The following is a 16,332-nucleotide window of genomic DNA, read 5'->3' as shown; positions in this document are numbered from 1 at the left end:
CGATCCGGTCGTCCAGGTACGTGTACGTGGACACGTACTGTTGAGTCTCTCCGAGCGCTCCCGGTCCGCGCGTCACCGCGACGTCACAGCCTCGTTCCAGGAACCCACGCCCCACTCCCGGGGCAGCTCCGGGACCACCATGATCAGGGGCGTCCCGGAGGGACGGCGACGACTGGGAGGAAGACGGGCCATGGGGACGACGGACGGGCGGCCGGGGCCGGAGATCTGGATCCGCGGGCCGGTGGCCGCACCGGATCCGGTGGCGATGCCGTACTCCTCGGCCGCCGCGCCCCGGCGCTTCTCCTGGGTCGCCACACACGGCGGGGCCGGTGGCTCCACGCTCGCCGCGGTCTACGGCGGCCACGACTGCGGACGCGCGTGGCCCGGCGCCGGCGATCCCCCGTCCGTGCTGCTCGTCGCCCGCACCCATGCGGCCGGGCTGGACTCCGTCCTGCGGACCTTGGAGGTCTTCCGGCGCGGGGAGGCTCCGCGAGGGCTCGACCTGGACGCGGTGGTGCTCGTCGCGGACGCGCCGGGCCGGCTGCCCCGGCCGCTCGTCCAGCGGGTGCGGGTGATCGAGTCGGTCGTCGACGTGTACCGCGTCCCGTGGGTGGCGAACTGGCGCCTCGGTGAACTGGGCGGGACCCCGCCACGCGAGACGGAGCCGCTGTCCCGGCTCACCGGGGCCCGCTGAACCGGCGGGGGACGGGGATGAGGTCCGGGCCCCCGGCGTGGTTCCCGGCGTGGCCGCCGGCCGTGGAGATCGCCGCGGGCGTGCGGGCGGGGCGGCTGTCGGCCGTGGACGTGGTCGGCGAGGCGCTCGCACGGATCGCGCGGGTCGACCCTGTGCTGTGCGCCTTCGCCGAGGTGTGGGAGGACAGGGCGCGGACGTGGGCCCGCGAGGTCGACGCCCGGATCGCCGCGGGCGGGCGGCTGCCGCTGGCCGGGGTGCCGATCGGTGTGAAGGGGCGTCACGGGCTGCGTACGGCGGGCCCGCTGATCGCCGCCGGATGCGTGCCGGTCGGGGCGACGGCCGTACCGGGACCCGGCACGGCCTGGCAGACCTGGGGCCTCGGCGCCCACGGCCGGACCGTCAACCCCTGGCGCGCCGACCGCACGCCGGGCGGCTCCTCGGCCGGGTCCGCGGCGGCGGTGGCCGCCGGTCTGGTCCCCCTGGCGACCGGCAGCGACGGCGCGGGCTCGGTGCGGATCCCGGCCGCGTGGTGCGGTGTGATCGGCCTGAAGGCGACGAACCGCCGGCCGCCGCCCGGAGAGGGGTCGCCCCCGGCTTCCCGGGACCGTACGGGACTGGCGGCGCCCGGCGTACTCGTCCACCACGCGGCGGACGCCGAGGCGTACTGGCGGGTGACGGCACCGGAGCCGGGGGCTGGTCTGGCTGGTCCCGTCCTCTCAGCGGGCACCGCCCCCTCCGCGGATTCCGTCCCCTCGACGGACCCAGCCCTCTCCGCGGGCACCGCCCCGCCTGTCGCCGTCTTCTCCGCCGACCTCGGCTTCGCCGATCCCGACCCCGAGCCGCTCGCGCTGGCCCGTGCCGCCGCCGGGCGCCTCGCCGAGGCGGGTGTCGTACGGCTGCTGCCGTCCTCCGACGCGCCCCTGCGACTGACGGACCCCGCCCCCGCCTGGCTCGCGCTGCGCACCCCCGGCTCGGACCTCCGCGCCGCCGAACGCGTCCGGAACGCCAACGACCGGCTGCTGGCCGGCCTCTTCTCCCGTGCCGACCTGCTGCTGACCCCGACGACCCCGAACGCCGCGCACGGTCACGAGGGCCCGGGCGAGCGGTACTCGACCGCGCTCACCTGGGCGTTCAACCTGAGCGGGCATCCGGCGATCAGCATCCCGGCGGGGCTCGGCGCGGACGACTGTCCCGTGGGACTGCAACTGGTCGCGGCACACGGCGGGGAGTCGGCGCTCCTGGCAGCCGCCCGAGCCGCTCAAGCCTCGGCCTCGGCCTTGCCCTGACGCTGCCCGCTCCCCCGCGCCCTGCCCTCTCCGCCACCCTGCCCTCTCGCCCTCGCCCTCGCCCGCACCCTCACGCGCCAGATACTTGTGTACACATATAATGCAGGTGCAGACTATCGTCGTACGCCGACTACTGGGGGATGGATCATGACCCGTCGCAGTTTCCTGTTCGTGCTGGGCAGCAGCCGTCCGGACGGCAACACCGAGTTGCTGGCCCGCGCCGCCGCCGAGCAGCTGCCCTCCGATGTCGAGCAGACGTGGATCAGCCTGGCCCGGCACCCGCTGCCCGACTTCGAGGACGAGCGGCACGACAGCGACCACGTGCGCCCCACCGAGGGGAGCGCGGCCCTGCTGCTCGACGCCACGCTCGCCGCGACGGACCTCGTGATCGCGTCCCCGCTGTACTGGTACTCGGTCTCCGCGCAGACCAAGCGCTACCTGGACCACTGGTCGGGCTGGCTGCGCGTCCCCGGCCTCGACTTCAAGGCGACGCTCGCCGGGCGCACCCTCTGGGGCGTCACCGCGCTCGCGGACGAACAGCCGGTGGTCGCCGATCCGCTCGTCGGGACGCTCAACAACTCGGCCGCGTATCTGGGGATGTCCTTCGGCGGGGTGCTGCTCGGCAACGGCAGCAAGCCCGGCGACGTCCTCAGGGACACGGAGGCACTGACCCGCGCGAAGACGTTCTTCGCGGGAGAGACGCCGGCGGCCCGCTTCCTGTACGAGACCCACTGAGGAGTACGGCCCGAGCCGCGACGCCCGCGCCGTGACGTCCTGGGCTTTTCGAGGACGTCACACGTCCTACGCCGTGATGTCCGTCGTCGTGAAGCGCGCCCAGGCCGCCGAGCCGAAGACGGCCGCGTACAGGGCCTGGAGGCCGAGGTTCTTCTCCAGGTCGTCCCAGTAGACCGGCTCGCGCATCAGGTCGGCGAAGGACAGCCAGTGGTGTGAGAAGAAGTACGGCTGCAAGGCGTGCAGTTGGGGGATCTGGTCGAGGATCTGGACCGTGATCAGCAGGCCCACCGTCGTCGCCATCGCCGCGATGCCGCTGCCGGTGAGGGTGGAGACGAACAGCCCGAGCGCCGCCACGCCGGTCAGGGAGACGGCGACGACCAGGGCCATCAGCAGCGCCCGCAGCAGCCCGTCGCCGAAGCCGATCCGGGTGCCGGAGATCGTCGTCAGGTCGCCCAGCGGGAAGAGCAGCGCCCCGACCGTCAGCGCCGAGAGCGCGACCACGAGCGTGGCCACCAGGCAGAAGATCATGACGGTCGCGTACTTGGCCAGCAGCAGGCGGGTGCGGCCCGCCGGGGCGACCAGCAGGTAGCGGAGCGTGCCCGCGTTCGCCTCACCGGCGATCGAGTCGCCCGCGATGACGCCGATCGCCATCGGCAGGAAGAACGGCAGGGTCACGGCCAGCGCGGTGAAGACCAGGAACAGTCCGTTGTTGGTCACCTGGGAGATGAACGCCGGGCCCTCGCCACCGCCCCCTCCCCCGCCGCCCGGTCCGCCGGACGAGCCGTCGCCCGTCTCGATCTTCACGGCGATCCCGACCAGGATCGGCACGGCCGCCAGCACGCCCAGCAGCGCGAGGGTGCGCCAGCGCCGGAAGGTGGTCAGCAGTTCGCTGCGGAGCAGCCCGAAGGTCCAGGTCCAGTTCGCCGTCCGCGGCGGTGTCGGCGCCGGTGCCGGTGCCGGTGCCGGCGTTCGCTCACGGTCGTCCACCGTGTCAGCCCGCGACATCGAATCCCTCCCCCGTGAGAGCCACGAACGCGTCCTCCAGGGAGGCCCGCTCGACGGTGAAGCCGCGGACGCGGACGCCCGCCGTCACCAGTGCGGCGTTGAGATCGGCGAGATCGCGGTCCGGGGGCGGGGCCTCGGCGCTCACCCGGTCCTCACCGAGGACCACGTCGTCCGCCCCCTGCTCCTTCAGCACCCGGGCCGCGTCCGCCGGGTCCGGGGTCGTCACGACCAGTCGGCCGCGCGTTCCCGCGGCGAGGTCGGTCACCGGGCCCTGGACCAGCAGCCGGCCCTGTGCCATCACCGCCGCATGCGTGCACACCTGCTCGATCTCGTCGAGCAGGTGCGAGGAGAGGAAGACGGTCGTGCCCTCCGCGGCCAGTTCCCGGATCAGCGAGCGGATCTCCCGCATGCCCTGCGGATCCAGGCCGTTGGTCGGCTCGTCGAGGACGAGCAGCCGACGGGGCTGGAGAAGGGCGGCGGCGAGGCCCAGACGCTGCTTCATGCCGAGGGAGTACGCCTTCGCCTTCTTGCCGGCGGCGGCCGTCAGGCCCACCCGTTCCAGCGTCGCCGAGACCCGCGCACGCCGGGTGCGCGGATCGGCCGTCGGGTCGGCGGCGTCGTAGCGCAGGAGGTTGTCGCGGCCGGAGAGGAAGCCGTAGAGCGCGGGACCCTCGATGAGGGTCCCGACATGGGGCAGTACGGCACGCGCGGCCCGCGGCATGGGTTGCCCCAGGACGCGGGCCGCGCCGGCCGTGGGCTCGATGAGCCCCATCAGCATGCGGATGGTGGTGGTCTTGCCGGAGCCGTTGGGGCCGAGGAAGCCGAAGACGCTGCCCGCCGGGACGGTCAGGTCGAGGCCGTCCACGGCGAGCTGTCCACCGCGGTAGCGCTTGGTGAGGCCGCGGGTGTGGATGACGGCGTCGCCGCCCCCGGCCTCCCGCACGCCCTCCCGTACCGGCTCCCCCATCGGTTCCCCCTCCGGCCTCCCGGCCTCCGGTGTCCGGAGGCCGGCCTCTGCCCTACTTCACCCGCTCACTTCGCCGGCCCGCTTCGCCGGCTCACTTCGCCGCGTTCGCCGCCTTCACCAGCGCGTCCTTGGTGACAGCGCCGACGTAGACCTTGCCGTCGTCCGTCATCAGGGCGTTGATCAGGCGGGTGGAGAAGACGGTGCCGGAGCCGAACTTGCCGGTCACCTTGTCGCCGAAGGAGCCGAGGAAGCCGCCGAGGTCGCCGCCGGCCTCCGCGCCCGAGGGAACGCCCTCGCCGCCGGTGTCGAAGACGGCCACGGACGTCCAGCCCTCGCCGAGGACGTCGAGCCCGTCGAGGCCCCCCGGACCTTCGGCACCCTCGATGCCTCCGATGCCTCCGATGCCCTCGATGCCTTCGAGGTCCTTGGCGAGGTCGTCGGACTTCTCGGAGCGCCCCGGGGCGCTCTTCCCGGCCTCGTCGCCCTCCGTGACCTTCGCGCCCTTGGGGGCGGTGAAGTCGAAGGTGGACGCGGCGGGCTTGGCGAAGCTGACCTGGGTGAAGCCGGCGTCCACGACGGCGGCGCCGCCGCTCGCCGGGGTCAGCGTGAACTTCAGCGGCAGGCCCGTCTTCGCGTCCACGGCCACACTGATCGCGCCGACCGTCGAACCGGACTGCTTCGGCTTGACCAGCAGCTTGTAGGCGTCACGCCCGGCGACCTGGACGGTGCCGTCGACGGTCACGGAGGTCGTGTCGTCGACCGCCTTCAGAGCCTCCTCGGTGAGCTCCTCGGGCGTGGCGGGGACGGGGGTCTCCGCCTTCCCGGAACCCTTGCCGGAGCTCTCGCCGGCGGTCGAGTGGTAGACCTCGTTGGAGGCGCTGTCGTACCCCCACACGTCCTTGCCGTTGTGGATGACGCTGTACTCGGCGGCGTTCTCCAGCAGCGAGAGCTTCTGCCGGTCCGGGCCGTCGGTGGCGACGCGCAGGGTGTGCGTGCCGGCGGCGAGTTCGGTGAGCTTGGTGGACGGATCGGCGGACGAGCCGTCACCGCCCTGTCCGGTGGCTCCCGAGAGGAGCCCGCTCTCCAGTCCGCCGAGGTCGGGCAGCCCGAGATCGGTGCTGATCTTCACCGTTCCGGACAGCTGCTGTACGTCCGAGGCGGCGATCTTGTCGAGGAGCTGCTGTGCGGTGATCTTCGGCAGGTCGGGGTCGCCGGAGTCGGCGAGCGCCGGGACCAGCCCGATCGTCGCCGCCGCGACACCGATCACGGTGACCGGGACGATGTACCGTGCGGCCTTGCGCCGTCCGAGGCGCAGGTCGTCGGCTTCCCCGCCGGTCGACTCCCCGCCGGTCATGGTGTCGTCGGATGCCTTCGGTGCCATGTGTGCCTTACCTCCGTCGTCGGCGGCGGCTGGTCATCTCGCGCTTGAACGTCCCCACCCCAAGCCGCCATTCTCACCCGAATCGGTGAGGAGTGGTGTTTTCCGTGGTTCCCATCTGACCAAATCGGCCACGGGGAAGCGTCAGCCCGAGGGCTCAACTCCACATACGCCTGCGGTATGACACGGAGGTGACGAGCCGGCATCCGACCCGTAGGGGTCGCCGGGGTCAGCCCGCCCGGTGGACCACCGCGTCGCAGAGTTCCATGAGCGCCGCCTTCGCGTCGCACTCCCGCAACGGCGCCAGCGCGGACCGCGCTTCCTTCGCGTACCGCACGGTGTCCCGGCGGGCCTGCTCCAGCGCCGGGTGGGCCCTGAGCGCTTCCAGGGCCTCGGTGTGCCGGGCGTCGTCGGTCAGGTCGGAGTCCAGCAGCTCGCACAGGGCGATGTCCTCGGGCAGCGACAGCCGCGCCGCCCGCTCCCGCAGCCGCAGCACGGGCAGCGTGGGAACGCCCTCGCGCAGGTCCGTGCCCGGCGTCTTGCCCGACTCGTGCGAGTCGGAGGCGATGTCCAGGACGTCGTCCGCGAGCTGGAAGGCGACGCCGAGCCGCTCGCCGTACTGCGTGAGCACGTCGACGACCGTCTCGTCGGCGCCGGACATCATCGCCCCGAACCGGCAGGCCACCGCCACCAGCGAGCCCGTCTTGCCGCCGAGCACGTCGAGGTAGTGGTCGACCGGGTCCCGCCCGTCCGTCGGACCCGCGGTCTCCAGGATCTGGCCCGTGACCAGCCGCTCGAACGCCTCCGCCTGGACCCGCACCGCCTCCGGCCCGAGGTCGGCCAGGATGTGGGAGGCGCGAGCGAAGAGGAAGTCGCCCGTGAGGACGGCGACGGAGTTCCCCCAGCGGGTGTTGGCGCTGGACACCCCGCGCCGCACGGCCGCCTCGTCCATCACGTCGTCGTGGTACAGCGTGGCCAGGTGGGTCAGCTCGACCACGACGGCCGACGGCACGACACCCGGCGCGTACGGGTCCCCGAACTGCGACGCGAGCACCACGAGCAGCGGCCGGAACCGCTTCCCGCCCGCGCGTACGAGGTGCTGGGCGGCCTCCGTGATGAACGGGACCTCACTCTTGGTGGCCTCGAGCAAGCCTTCCTCGACAGCCGCCAATCCGGCCTGGACATCGGCTTCCAGAGCCTGGTCCCGCACGCTCAGCCCGAACGGCCCGACGACGGTCACGAGGGGTCTCCTGTCTGCTGGTGTCTACTGGCGATTACGCGGTTTGTCGATAGGTCTCTGCCATCACTCAAGTCAGCGTATCCGGTCACGTTTCGATCACCGATAGCCCCCACGTCCCGCGGGCTCGAATGGACTCGCCCGGGAGGTGCCCCGCAGGCCAGGCACTATCGGATCACGCCCGATATGTTTTCGATCAGCTCATATGAGCGGACATGGAGAGAGTTTCCGGGAAGCGGGGATTCATGTCCCGGACCGGGGTTCCCGTCGGACCGGCGGGCCCGTCCGCCCCCTCTCCACGTGACGACGATCACGCATTCCCTTCGCCCTTCCCCCCGGAACGGGGGACGCGACGGCGGGCGATTCCCCTCCCCGGTCCATTGCCGGTCCTTTAACAATGAGTTGGGGCTAATGCCCGATTCGCCGCTCTTGTGAATGCTGGTGACTTGGCTCACCCCCCGGCAAGATCCGGTCCGACCTCGCCGTTCACCGATTCTCCGCACCCCGCAAGCAAGTTGAAGGTTTGCACCCACAAAGGATCAAGCACCCCATAGGCCACAGACCAAGGTCAATAGGGGTGATCTGTGAATCCGGTACTTGTTTCGGACATGTGCTCTCGCATACGTTCCCGGCCTGTCGGGTGGAACGCCGAATCCTGCCGCCGCCCGAACACCCATCGATACCGCTCGGCAGGAGCGGGGGAACCAGGTAAGTCGCCGAAACGGATTTTCCGGATGTCTTGGATATACGAGACATTTCGGACAGGCCGGTACGGCTTGGGGTCAAGTCGCGACCGTCAGGACGCGACCGGGCAGCTCCCGCCCGAACCCGACAGCTCACCTCGCAGGCGCCGGAGAGGAAATTCGTCATGCCCGCTGCCGCTCAGCCGCGCCGCAACCGTCTCGTCCGCACGCTCGCCGTCGCCGCCACCGGCGTGGCCGTGCTCGCTCTCCCCGTGCTCGGGGCGACCACCGCCTCCGCCGCGACTCCGGCCGTCTCCACGGCCACCAGCCTCGGCTACGCCAACAACCTCGACGGCTGGATCCGTGCCTCCCTGCAGGTCATGGGGCAGCACGGCATCCCGGGGACGTACAACGGCATCTACCGCAACGTCATCCGCGAGTCCTCCGGCAACCCCAACGCCATCAACCTCTGGGACTCCAACGCGGCCGCGGGCATCCCGTCCAAGGGGCTGCTCCAGGTCATCGACCCGACCTTCCGCTCCTACCACGTCAACGGCACGTCGTGGGACTCGTACGACCCGGTCGCGAACATCACCGCCGCCTGCAACTACGCGGCCGCGCGCTACGGCTCGATCGACAACGTGTTCGGCGCGTACTGACCGTCCCGCCCGGCCGGTGTCGCCGATGATCACCGGCGCCGGTGCCGGTGCCGGTGACCGGCAGCCGCTACCGGCGACCGGTAGCCGGTAGCCGGTAGCCGGTTACGGAAACAGTTGTTCGAGGACGACGGCCACGCCGTCGTCCTCGTTCGACGTCGTCACCTCGTCGGCCACCGCCTTGAGTTCCGGATGGGCGTTGGCCATGGCGACACCGCGAGCCGCCCAGTCGAACATCGGGATGTCGTTGGGCATGTCCCCGAACGCGATGGTGTCCTCGGGCCGCATCCCCAGGTGCTCGGCGGCCAGGGCCAGACCCGTCGCCTTGGTGATCCCGCAGGGCTGGAGCTCGACCGTGCCCGGCCCGGACATGGTGACCGTGGCCAGCGACCCGACCACCGTGCGGGCCGTCGACGCCAACTCGTCGTCGGACAGCGTGGGATGGCGCAGCAGCACCTTGCTGATCGGCTCGCACCACAGGTCGTCGCGCCGGCCGACGCGCAGGGCGGGCAGCGTCGGGTGCGGCATCCGGTAACCCGGTTCGATGAGCGTCAGCCCGTCGACACCGTCCTGGTCGACGGCCGCGTACAGCTGCCCGACCTCCGCCTCGATCTTGCCGAGCGCCGTCTCGGCCAGCTCCCGGTCCAGGGTGACCGACCACAGCAGACGGTCCGCGCCGGCGTCGTACAACTGCGCGCCCTGCCCGCACACCGCGAGCCCCCTGCTGTGCAGCCGGTCGAGCAGTGGGCGCACCCGGGGCGCGGGCCGCCCCGTCACCACCAGGTGACGTGCGCCGGCGGCCGCCACCCGCGCGAGCGCGTCGAGCGACCGGTCGGAGAAGGTGTCGTCGCCGCGGAGCAGCGTTCCGTCCAGATCGGTGGCGATGAGGGAGTACGCGGTGCGCGCGGCATATGCGGTGGGTGCGGCCATGATCAGAGAATACGGATCCCGGGGCCCCCGGGTTCGACGCGAACCGGACGACGTTCATGTCCTGTCCTGTTCTGCCAACTCCCCTTGTGCGCCTGGCTCAGGACTGGCTGCCGACCGACTCAATGAAACGGCTTTCTGGCACATCGCCGGGTTGCGGACGGTTAAAGGCCTCTGCACCGGTTGGCAACAAGATGGGAGGCTACCTACCGCGACGCCCGGGTGGAGCGGTACCGTCCAGGTGTCCAGGGGGGACTTGATCGGGGGGTCAGGTTGAGCAGTGGGCGCATTCGTGTGCTGAGGCCGCAGGACCTCGGCGAGGGGGAGAGGGAGCGGTGGCGCGCGCTGCGTGCCATGTCGGCGCTTCCGCGAAACCCCTTCATGGAACCGGAGTTCACCGACGCCGTGGGCCTGGTACAGCCACGCTCGCGGGTGGCGGTGGTGTACGAGGGGCGTGAGCCGGTCGGCTTCCTGCCCCACGAACGGGGCCTGCTCGGACAGGGCCAGGCCCTCGCGTACGGCGTCTCGGACGCGCAGGGCGCGGTGCTGGCCCCGGGTCTCGGGCTGAACGCCGACGAACTGATGCGGGCGTGTGCCCTGTCGAGCTTCGCCTTCGACAACCTGGAGGCGGAGCAAGGGCTGTTCACCCCGCACGCGGCCGAGGAGTACGCCTCCTATGTCATCGATGTCGAAAAGGGTTACGAGACCTACGAGTCCGTACTGCGCGCCCAGTCGCCGAAGTTCCTGAAGACGACTCTGGCCAAGGAGCGCAAGCTCGGGCGGCAGGCCGGGGAGCTGCGGTTCGTGTTCGACGAACGCGATCCGGCCGCACTGCGCACGCTCATGGCGTGGAAGTCCGCGCAGTACCGCAGGACCGGCCGCCGGGACCGGTTCGCGCAGGAGTGGATCACCCGGCTCGTGGACGCGCTCTCCGCGACGCGCGCGCCCGAGTGCTCCGGCACGCTCTCCGTCCTGTACGCCGGCGGCCGACCGGTCGCCGCGCACTTCGGACTGCGTTCATCGACCGTCCTGGCCTGCTGGTTCCCTTCGTACGCACCGGAGTTCGCGAAGTACTCGCCCGGCTTGGTGCTGCATCTGCGGATGGCCGAGTCGGCCGCCGCCGAGGGCATCGGGCTGCTCGACCTGGGGCGGGGCGCGGCCGAGTACAAGGACTCGCTGAAGACCGGGGAGCTGCCCGTGTACGAGGGAGCGTGGTCGCGTCCGGGGGTGGGCGCCGCGCTCTACTGGCTCAGCCGTGAGCCGTCCCGGCGGGCGCATCACTTCGTGCGCAACCGGCCGAGGCTCGCCGCGGCGGCCGCACGGACCTTGAAGAGCGCGGGCCGACTGCGCCGATCGTGACGGGCGGCGCCGACCGGCCGGTGCGACGGGCGTGAGACAAGGGGGGTTCATGTACCGCGCAGCACGTGCACAGCAGGAGATACAGAGGTTCCTGGACATCGAACCGGTGCAGGTCGCCGAGCTCGAACTGGACGACGGGGGTGTCCTCGGACCGGCGCCGGGAAATCCGCCCGTCACGCACGGTGAGGTGTTCGTGCTGGTCAGGCGGGGTGGGCGGCCGATCGGGACGCTGCTCGGATCGGTACCGGCGGACGCGGACCCGAAGACCGTCCTTCTGGGCCTGGCCACACCCCACCCGGCATCCGGGCTGCCTTCCCCGGGGCCCACGCAGGAGCCCGCCCCGACCGCACAGGAGCCCACCCCGACCGCCATCGTTCCGACGGCTGTCGCCTCGTCCGCCGCCGTCTCGCCCGCCGGCGTCCCGGCCGCCGCCGATTCGATCGACACCATCCCGACCGGCACGGCCCCGGCTGCCGCCGCCCCGACAGGCGCGGGCCCGACCGGCACGGGCTCCACCGCCTCGGCCCCAACTGCCGCCGCGCCGACCGGGACCGACCCGATCGGCGCGGGCCCGACCGACACCAGCCCGACCGGTACGGACTCGACCGTCTCGGCCCCGACCGGCACCGACGCGACCGGCGCGCGCCCGGCTGTCGCCGACCCGACCGAGACCGACCCGACCGGGACCGACCTGACCGGCGCGGGCCCGACCGGCGCGGGCCCGACCGTCCGCGTCGGGCTCACCACCGTCCCGTTCGCGGCCGTCCCGTTCACGACCGTCGTCGTCGCCACCCGTGAGCGTGCCGGGAAGCTCGCTCATGCCCTCGACTCGCTGCTCGCCCAGGACCACCCGGACTTCGAGATCGTCGTCGTCGACAACGCGCCCGTGACGGACGCCACCCGGGACCTCGTCGAGCTCAAGTACGCCGAGCGCGTGCGGTACGTCACCGAACCGGCGCCCGGTCTCGCCGTCGCGCACAACAAGGGTGTCGAGACCGCCCGCGGCGAGGTGATCGCCTTCACCGACGACGACGTGGTGGCGGACCCGCGCTGGCTCACGGAACTCACCGCGCCGTTCATCGCCGACCCGGGCCTCGGCTGCGCCACCGGTCTGATCCTGCCGGCCCGGCTGCGGACCCCCGCCCAGGTCCTCCTGGAGAGTCACGGCGGCTTCGCCAAGGGCTTCACGGCCCGCACGTACGACCCGCAGGATCCGCCCGCCGACGAGCCGCTGTTCCCGTTCACCGCGGGCCGTTTCGGCTCCGGCGCCAACATGGCCTTCCGTACGGAGGCGCTGCGGGCGGTCGGCGGCTTCGACCCGGCGACCGGCGCGGGGACGCTCGCGCGAGGCGGCGACGACCTCTACGGGTTCGTCCGGATCCTCGCCGCGGGCCACCGGCTGCACTACACGCCGCTGGCCCTGGTCTGGCACCACCACCGGGAGACCTGGCGGGACCTGGAGACCCAGGCGTACGGCTACGGCGCCGGCCTCACCGCCTACCTCACGGCGATCCTCGTCAACCGGCCCGCCCTGCTGCCGGCCTTCCTGGCCCGGCTGCCCCGGGGGCTCGCCCACGCGCGGTCGCTGACGGCGAGCCGGGAGGCGGAGCCCGCGGCGGACGGCGCGCCCGGCGGTCACGACGCCCGGACCCACGCCTGGCCCGCCCGGCTCTCCCGGCTCCAGCGGCGCGGCATGCTCTACGGGCCGGTGGGCTATCTGCGGGCCCGGCGCGCGCTGCGAGGTGCCGCGCGATGACGACGTCCGCGCACAGAGCCGGCGGAGAAGGCGGCGGCGACAACGACGCCGACGGCATTGTCCCGGTGTTCCTGTACCACGCCGTGATGGAGGAACCGCCCGACTGGATCGCCGAGTTCACCGTCAGCCCGAAGCAGTTCGGCGAGCATCTGGACGCCGTCGTGGACAGCGGCCGGACGCCCGTCACGATCAGCGCGCTCGCCGACCACCTCGCGGGGCGGACACCGCTGCCGCCCCGGCCGGTGCTGCTCACCTTCGACGACGGCTTCGCCGATCTGCCCGGTGCCACCGCCGAGGCGCTGGCCGGGCGCGGGCTGTCCGCCACCGCCTATCTCACCACCGGAGCGATCACCCGCGGCGGGCGCAGCCTGTTGCCGCCCGCGCCGATGATGACGCTGGAGCAGGCGGCCCAACTCGAGCGGTACGGCGTGGAGATCGGCAGCCACACCGTCACCCACGCCCAGCTGGACACCCTCGCACCCCGGGCGCTCGCGCACGAACTGCGGGTTTCCCGCTCGGTGTTGGAGGACGCCCTCGGTCACCAGGTCCGTCATCTCGCGTACCCGCACGGCTACAACAGCGGGCGGGTACGGCGGACGGCGGCGGCCGCGGGCTACGAGACGGCCACCGCCGTGCGGCACGCGCTCAGTTCGGACCGCGACGAGCACTACCGCATCGCCCGGCTCATCGTGCGCCGCGGTCACACCGTCGCCGACGTCCGGGGCTGGCTGGCGGGATCCGGCGCCCGGGTCGCCCCGTACCGCGACGGGCCGAAGACGGTCGGCTGGCGCTGGTACCGCCGCGCCCGTGCCCTCGTACAGGGGCCGGTGTTCGCGGGTTGAGCCGAGTTCGACGATTTTGGTGTGAAAAGAAGAGAAAATTCCTATAGTTGATTTGAGGGAGGGGAGCCTGGAGTGCGGCAACACGTTCCCGTACCGAGCACCGAGAGCAGCGAGCTGCCCACCCCTGACCTCTCCACCGGACCCGGCAGTCCCGTTGGTCCGGGCAGTCCGGGCCCGACCGCCGGCGGCGCCCGCAGACCCCGTCGGATCCCGCTTCGCCCACCGGACGCCGGTCTGCTGACGCTGCTGCTCGCCGCCGGGCTCTGGGTGTACGCGCTGCCCCGCATCGGTTTCCGCGAGATGGGCGACTACGGCCTGCTGGACCGGCTGCCGGTCGCCTACTACCTGTCGTTGCTGGTGCTCACCGCGGGCTTCATTCTCAGTCTGCGGCGCGCTGGCACCGCGCCCTGGTGGCCGGCCGCGCACTGTGCCGCGCTGCTCCTCGCGCTGAAGGCGCCACCGGCGGTGCTGTACGACGCGGTGCGCTACCCGTGGGCGTCCAAGCACGACGCCGTCGTCGACACGCTGCTCGCCAACGGTGAGCTGCGACCGGGCGCGGCCCTGTCGGGCAACATGTCCGCGTACGACCAGTGGCCGGGCTTCTTCACCCTCGACGCGGGCCTGGTGCGCGCCTTCGGCGTGGAGAGCGCCGCCGCGTACGCCAACTGGGCGCCGATCGTCGTCGGCCTGCTCATGATGCCGGTGCTGGTCCTGATCTACCGCACCTTCTGCGAGGACTGGCGGCTGATCTGGACCGCCGTGTGGATCTTCCAGCTCGCCAACTGGGTGGGCCAGGACTACTTCGCCCCGCAGGCGCTCGCGTACCTGCTGCATCTGACGGTCCTCGCGGTGGTGCTGCGGCACTTCGTGCGGCCCGGATCCGCCGGACGGCTGCGCGACCGCACCTTCCTCGACCCGGTGGCCGCGCCCGTCCCGCCGCCCACGGGGAGAGGGCAGCGCGCGGTGTGCGTGGTGATCCTGGCCCCGCTGATCGCCGCCGTCAACGCCACGCACCAGCTCACCCCGGTGATGCTCACCATCTGTCTGGTCGCGCTGAGCCTCACCCGCCGCTACCGCAACTACGGGCTGCTGGTCGTCGCCGCGCTGCTGATGCTGACCTGGGACCTGACCATGGGGCGGCCGCTGTTCGTCGAGACGCTCTCCACCGTCAGGAAGTCGATCGGCGAACTGACGGAGAACTCCCGCGCGGGCTACGCGGGACAGCTCACCGGGCCCGGGCCGGAACTCGCGGGCACCGCCAACGTGGTGATGGTGCTCGCGGTCGCCGTCCTCGCCGGGACCGCGGTCGTGCTGCGGCGCCGGCTGACCCGCAGCGCACTCCCCCTGCTGCTGGTGTCCGTCGCCCCGGTACCGCTGTTCGCCGTCAACGACTACGGCGGCGAGATGCTCTTCCGGGTCTATCTGTTCGCCCTGCCCGGCGCGGCCTTCTTCGCCGCCGCGGCCCTCGTGCCGGCCGTTGCGGGAACCCACCGCAGCCGGGCGAAGACGCTGCGGCGCAGGGCGGCGGCCATCGCCCTGCCTGCCGTCCTGCTGGTGCTGCTGGCCGGCTTCCTGCCGTCGTACTACGGCAAGGAGAAGATGTTCTACACGCCTCCGGAGGAGACCGCGCTGGTCACCCGGGCCCTCGACAACGCCCCCGACGGCTCGCTGATCCTCGCCACCAGCGGCTCCTTCCCGCAGGCACTCCACCACTACGACCGCCTCGAGCACTGGTTCTTCGCCGAACAGGCGCTGCCCGAGAACGAGAAGATGCTGAAGGACCCGGCCCGCTACCTCGCGGACGGGATCCCCCCCGGCGCTAGGGCGTACGTCGTCCTCACCCGCACCCAGGACATCTACGCCGCCGGCGAGGGCCTGCTGCCGCCCGGCGGCTTCGAGACCCTGCGTTCGAAGCTGTCCGCCTCGCCCCTCTTCCGGACCGTCGAGAGCCATCCGTACGGCGTTGTCCTGGAGTACCGCCCGGCCACCCGATGAATGACCACAAGGTGATCGAAGTGACGACCACAGACTCCGAGGACATCGACAACGGGAACACCGCCCCCAGGGGCCACGGAAACCTGAGCCACGAGGATCCGGGCACCGTGGACCTGCACCCCGAGGTCACGGGCAGCCCCACGGTCACGGGCCACCGAGTCATGGGCAGCGCAGCGGTCACGGGCCACGGGGGCGCGGGCAGCGCCGCGGTCACAGGCCACGGGGGCACGGGCCACGAGGTCATGGGCGAGGACGAAGCGGCCAAGGGCATCGGGTTCACCTCGGCGCATCTGAGAGTCCTCGTCGGGGCCTCGGGCTGGCCGGCCCTGGCCGCCACCGCCGTACCCGGCCCCTCTCCACTGCGCTGGATCCCGGTGCTGCTGTTCGTCCTGTTCGGTCCCGGCTGCGCGGCGCTGTATCCGCAGCCGGGTCGCCTGGCCTCCGGCGCCAGGCTGGAGGCCATCGCGCTCGCCGCGCCCATCAGCCTCTCCCTCGGTGTGCTCGCCGCCACCTCGCTGTTCCTGGTGGAGGCCTTCTCGATGACCGCCTTCCTGGTCTCGCTCGCCTGCTTCACCACGGTCACCGCGGCCCTGCCGGGGCTGCCGCTGCCCGCCGCTCGGCGCGGCGCGGTCGAGCGCGCCAAGGTCAGGCGCCGGCCCTCCGGCGGCAGTGAGACATGACGGGCCGGCATCGGCTGCGAGGCCCACGCAAGCCGGCCGAGCCGGCCGAGCCGCACGAGGTGAGGAACGTGAAGAACCACATGGGGGACGGCTTGGGAGACGAGTTGGGCGACGGCTTAGACGGCGGCTCGG

General features: G+C 72.2%; 14 protein-coding genes and 1 riboswitch. Of the genes, 9 read left to right on the top strand and 5 right to left on the bottom strand.

The features are described from left to right. Positions 1–190: 190 nt before the first annotated feature. From ABT070_RS10350 to ABT070_RS10340, 3 genes are all read left to right on the top strand, one after another. A complete protein-coding gene (locus ABT070_RS10350) occupies positions 191–694 on the top strand; it encodes a DUF6668 family protein (RefSeq protein WP_351757536.1) in 504 nt (167 codons plus the stop codon). Positions 695–711: 17 nt separating this feature from the next. Next, the gene (locus ABT070_RS10345) at positions 712–1,980 is read left to right on the top strand and encodes an amidase family protein (protein ID WP_351757533.1); all 1,269 of its coding nucleotides are present in this window, start codon (positions 712–714) and stop codon (positions 1,978–1,980) included. Positions 1,981–2,127: 147 nt separating this feature from the next. Next, complete coding sequence (locus ABT070_RS10340; protein WP_351757530.1) at positions 2,128–2,715, top strand: flavodoxin family protein; 588 nt, start codon at positions 2,128–2,130, stop codon at positions 2,713–2,715. Between the two features lie 66 nt (positions 2,716–2,781). Here ABT070_RS10340 and ABT070_RS10335 read toward each other — a convergent pair whose 3' ends face one another. The 4 genes from ABT070_RS10335 to ABT070_RS10320 form a co-directional block, all read right to left on the bottom strand. Continuing rightward, positions 2,782–3,720 (bottom strand): ABC transporter permease, encoded by a 939-nt coding sequence (locus ABT070_RS10335; RefSeq protein ID WP_351757527.1) that lies wholly within the window; start codon positions 3,718–3,720, stop codon positions 2,782–2,784. After that, on the bottom strand, positions 3,707–4,687 hold the full coding sequence (locus tag ABT070_RS10330; RefSeq protein ID WP_351757524.1) for an ABC transporter ATP-binding protein: 981 nt from the start codon (positions 4,685–4,687) through the stop codon (positions 3,707–3,709). The genes ABT070_RS10335 and ABT070_RS10330 overlap by 14 nt, the downstream gene beginning before the upstream one ends. 91 nt (positions 4,688–4,778) lie before the next feature. After that, positions 4,779–6,068: a LolA family protein gene (locus tag ABT070_RS10325; RefSeq protein WP_351757521.1), complete on the bottom strand. Its 1,290-nt coding sequence runs from the start codon at positions 6,066–6,068 to the stop codon at positions 4,779–4,781. 226 nt (positions 6,069–6,294) lie between these two features. Continuing rightward, complete coding sequence (locus ABT070_RS10320; RefSeq protein WP_351757518.1) at positions 6,295–7,305, bottom strand: polyprenyl synthetase family protein; 1,011 nt, start codon at positions 7,303–7,305, stop codon at positions 6,295–6,297. 633 nt (positions 7,306–7,938) lie between these two features. Beyond that, positions 7,939–8,167: riboswitch (cyclic di-AMP (ydaO/yuaA leader) on the top strand. Between the two features lie 3 nt (positions 8,168–8,170). Between ABT070_RS10320 and ABT070_RS10315 the strand changes: the two genes are divergently transcribed. Continuing rightward, positions 8,171–8,644 carry a transglycosylase SLT domain-containing protein gene (locus ABT070_RS10315; protein WP_351757516.1) on the top strand — a complete coding sequence of 158 codons (474 nt, stop codon included), beginning with the start codon at positions 8,171–8,173 and terminating at the stop codon, positions 8,642–8,644. Between the two features lie 102 nt (positions 8,645–8,746). Here the strand turns inward: ABT070_RS10315 and ABT070_RS10310 are convergent, their stop codons facing one another. Then, positions 8,747–9,571, bottom strand: coding sequence for an HAD family hydrolase (locus ABT070_RS10310; protein ID WP_351757513.1), 825 nt, complete (start codon positions 9,569–9,571; stop codon positions 8,747–8,749). A 291-nt stretch (positions 9,572–9,862) separates the two neighbouring features. Between ABT070_RS10310 and ABT070_RS10305 the strand changes: the two genes are divergently transcribed. The 5 genes from ABT070_RS10305 to ABT070_RS10285 all read left to right on the top strand — a co-directional run bounded on the left by ABT070_RS10305 (position 9,863) and on the right by ABT070_RS10285 (position 16,200). Then, positions 9,863–10,927, top strand: a complete 1,065-nt coding sequence (locus ABT070_RS10305; RefSeq protein ID WP_351757510.1) for a GNAT family N-acetyltransferase — start codon at positions 9,863–9,865, stop codon at positions 10,925–10,927. Between the two features lie 559 nt (positions 10,928–11,486). Further along, the gene (locus ABT070_RS10300) at positions 11,487–12,683 is read left to right on the top strand and encodes a glycosyltransferase family 2 protein (RefSeq protein WP_451101760.1); all 1,197 of its coding nucleotides are present in this window, start codon (positions 11,487–11,489) and stop codon (positions 12,681–12,683) included. 86 nt (positions 12,684–12,769) lie between these two features. Beyond that, the gene (locus ABT070_RS10295) at positions 12,770–13,525 is read left to right on the top strand and encodes a polysaccharide deacetylase family protein (RefSeq protein ID WP_351758527.1); all 756 of its coding nucleotides are present in this window, start codon (positions 12,770–12,772) and stop codon (positions 13,523–13,525) included. A 72-nt stretch (positions 13,526–13,597) separates the two neighbouring features. Then, on the top strand, positions 13,598–15,520 hold the full coding sequence (locus ABT070_RS10290; protein ID WP_351757507.1) for a hypothetical protein: 1,923 nt from the start codon (positions 13,598–13,600) through the stop codon (positions 15,518–15,520). 20 nt (positions 15,521–15,540) lie between these two features. Next, positions 15,541–16,200, top strand: a complete 660-nt coding sequence (locus ABT070_RS10285; protein WP_351757504.1) for a hypothetical protein — start codon at positions 15,541–15,543, stop codon at positions 16,198–16,200. The last annotated feature ends 132 nt before the right edge of the window (positions 16,201–16,332 follow it).

Source organism: Streptomyces sp. NPDC002884 (assembly GCF_040295245.1).
In the GTDB taxonomy this organism is placed as follows: domain Bacteria; phylum Actinomycetota; class Actinomycetes; order Streptomycetales; family Streptomycetaceae; genus Streptomyces.
This window is presented reverse-complemented; position numbering and strand designations above follow the sequence as displayed.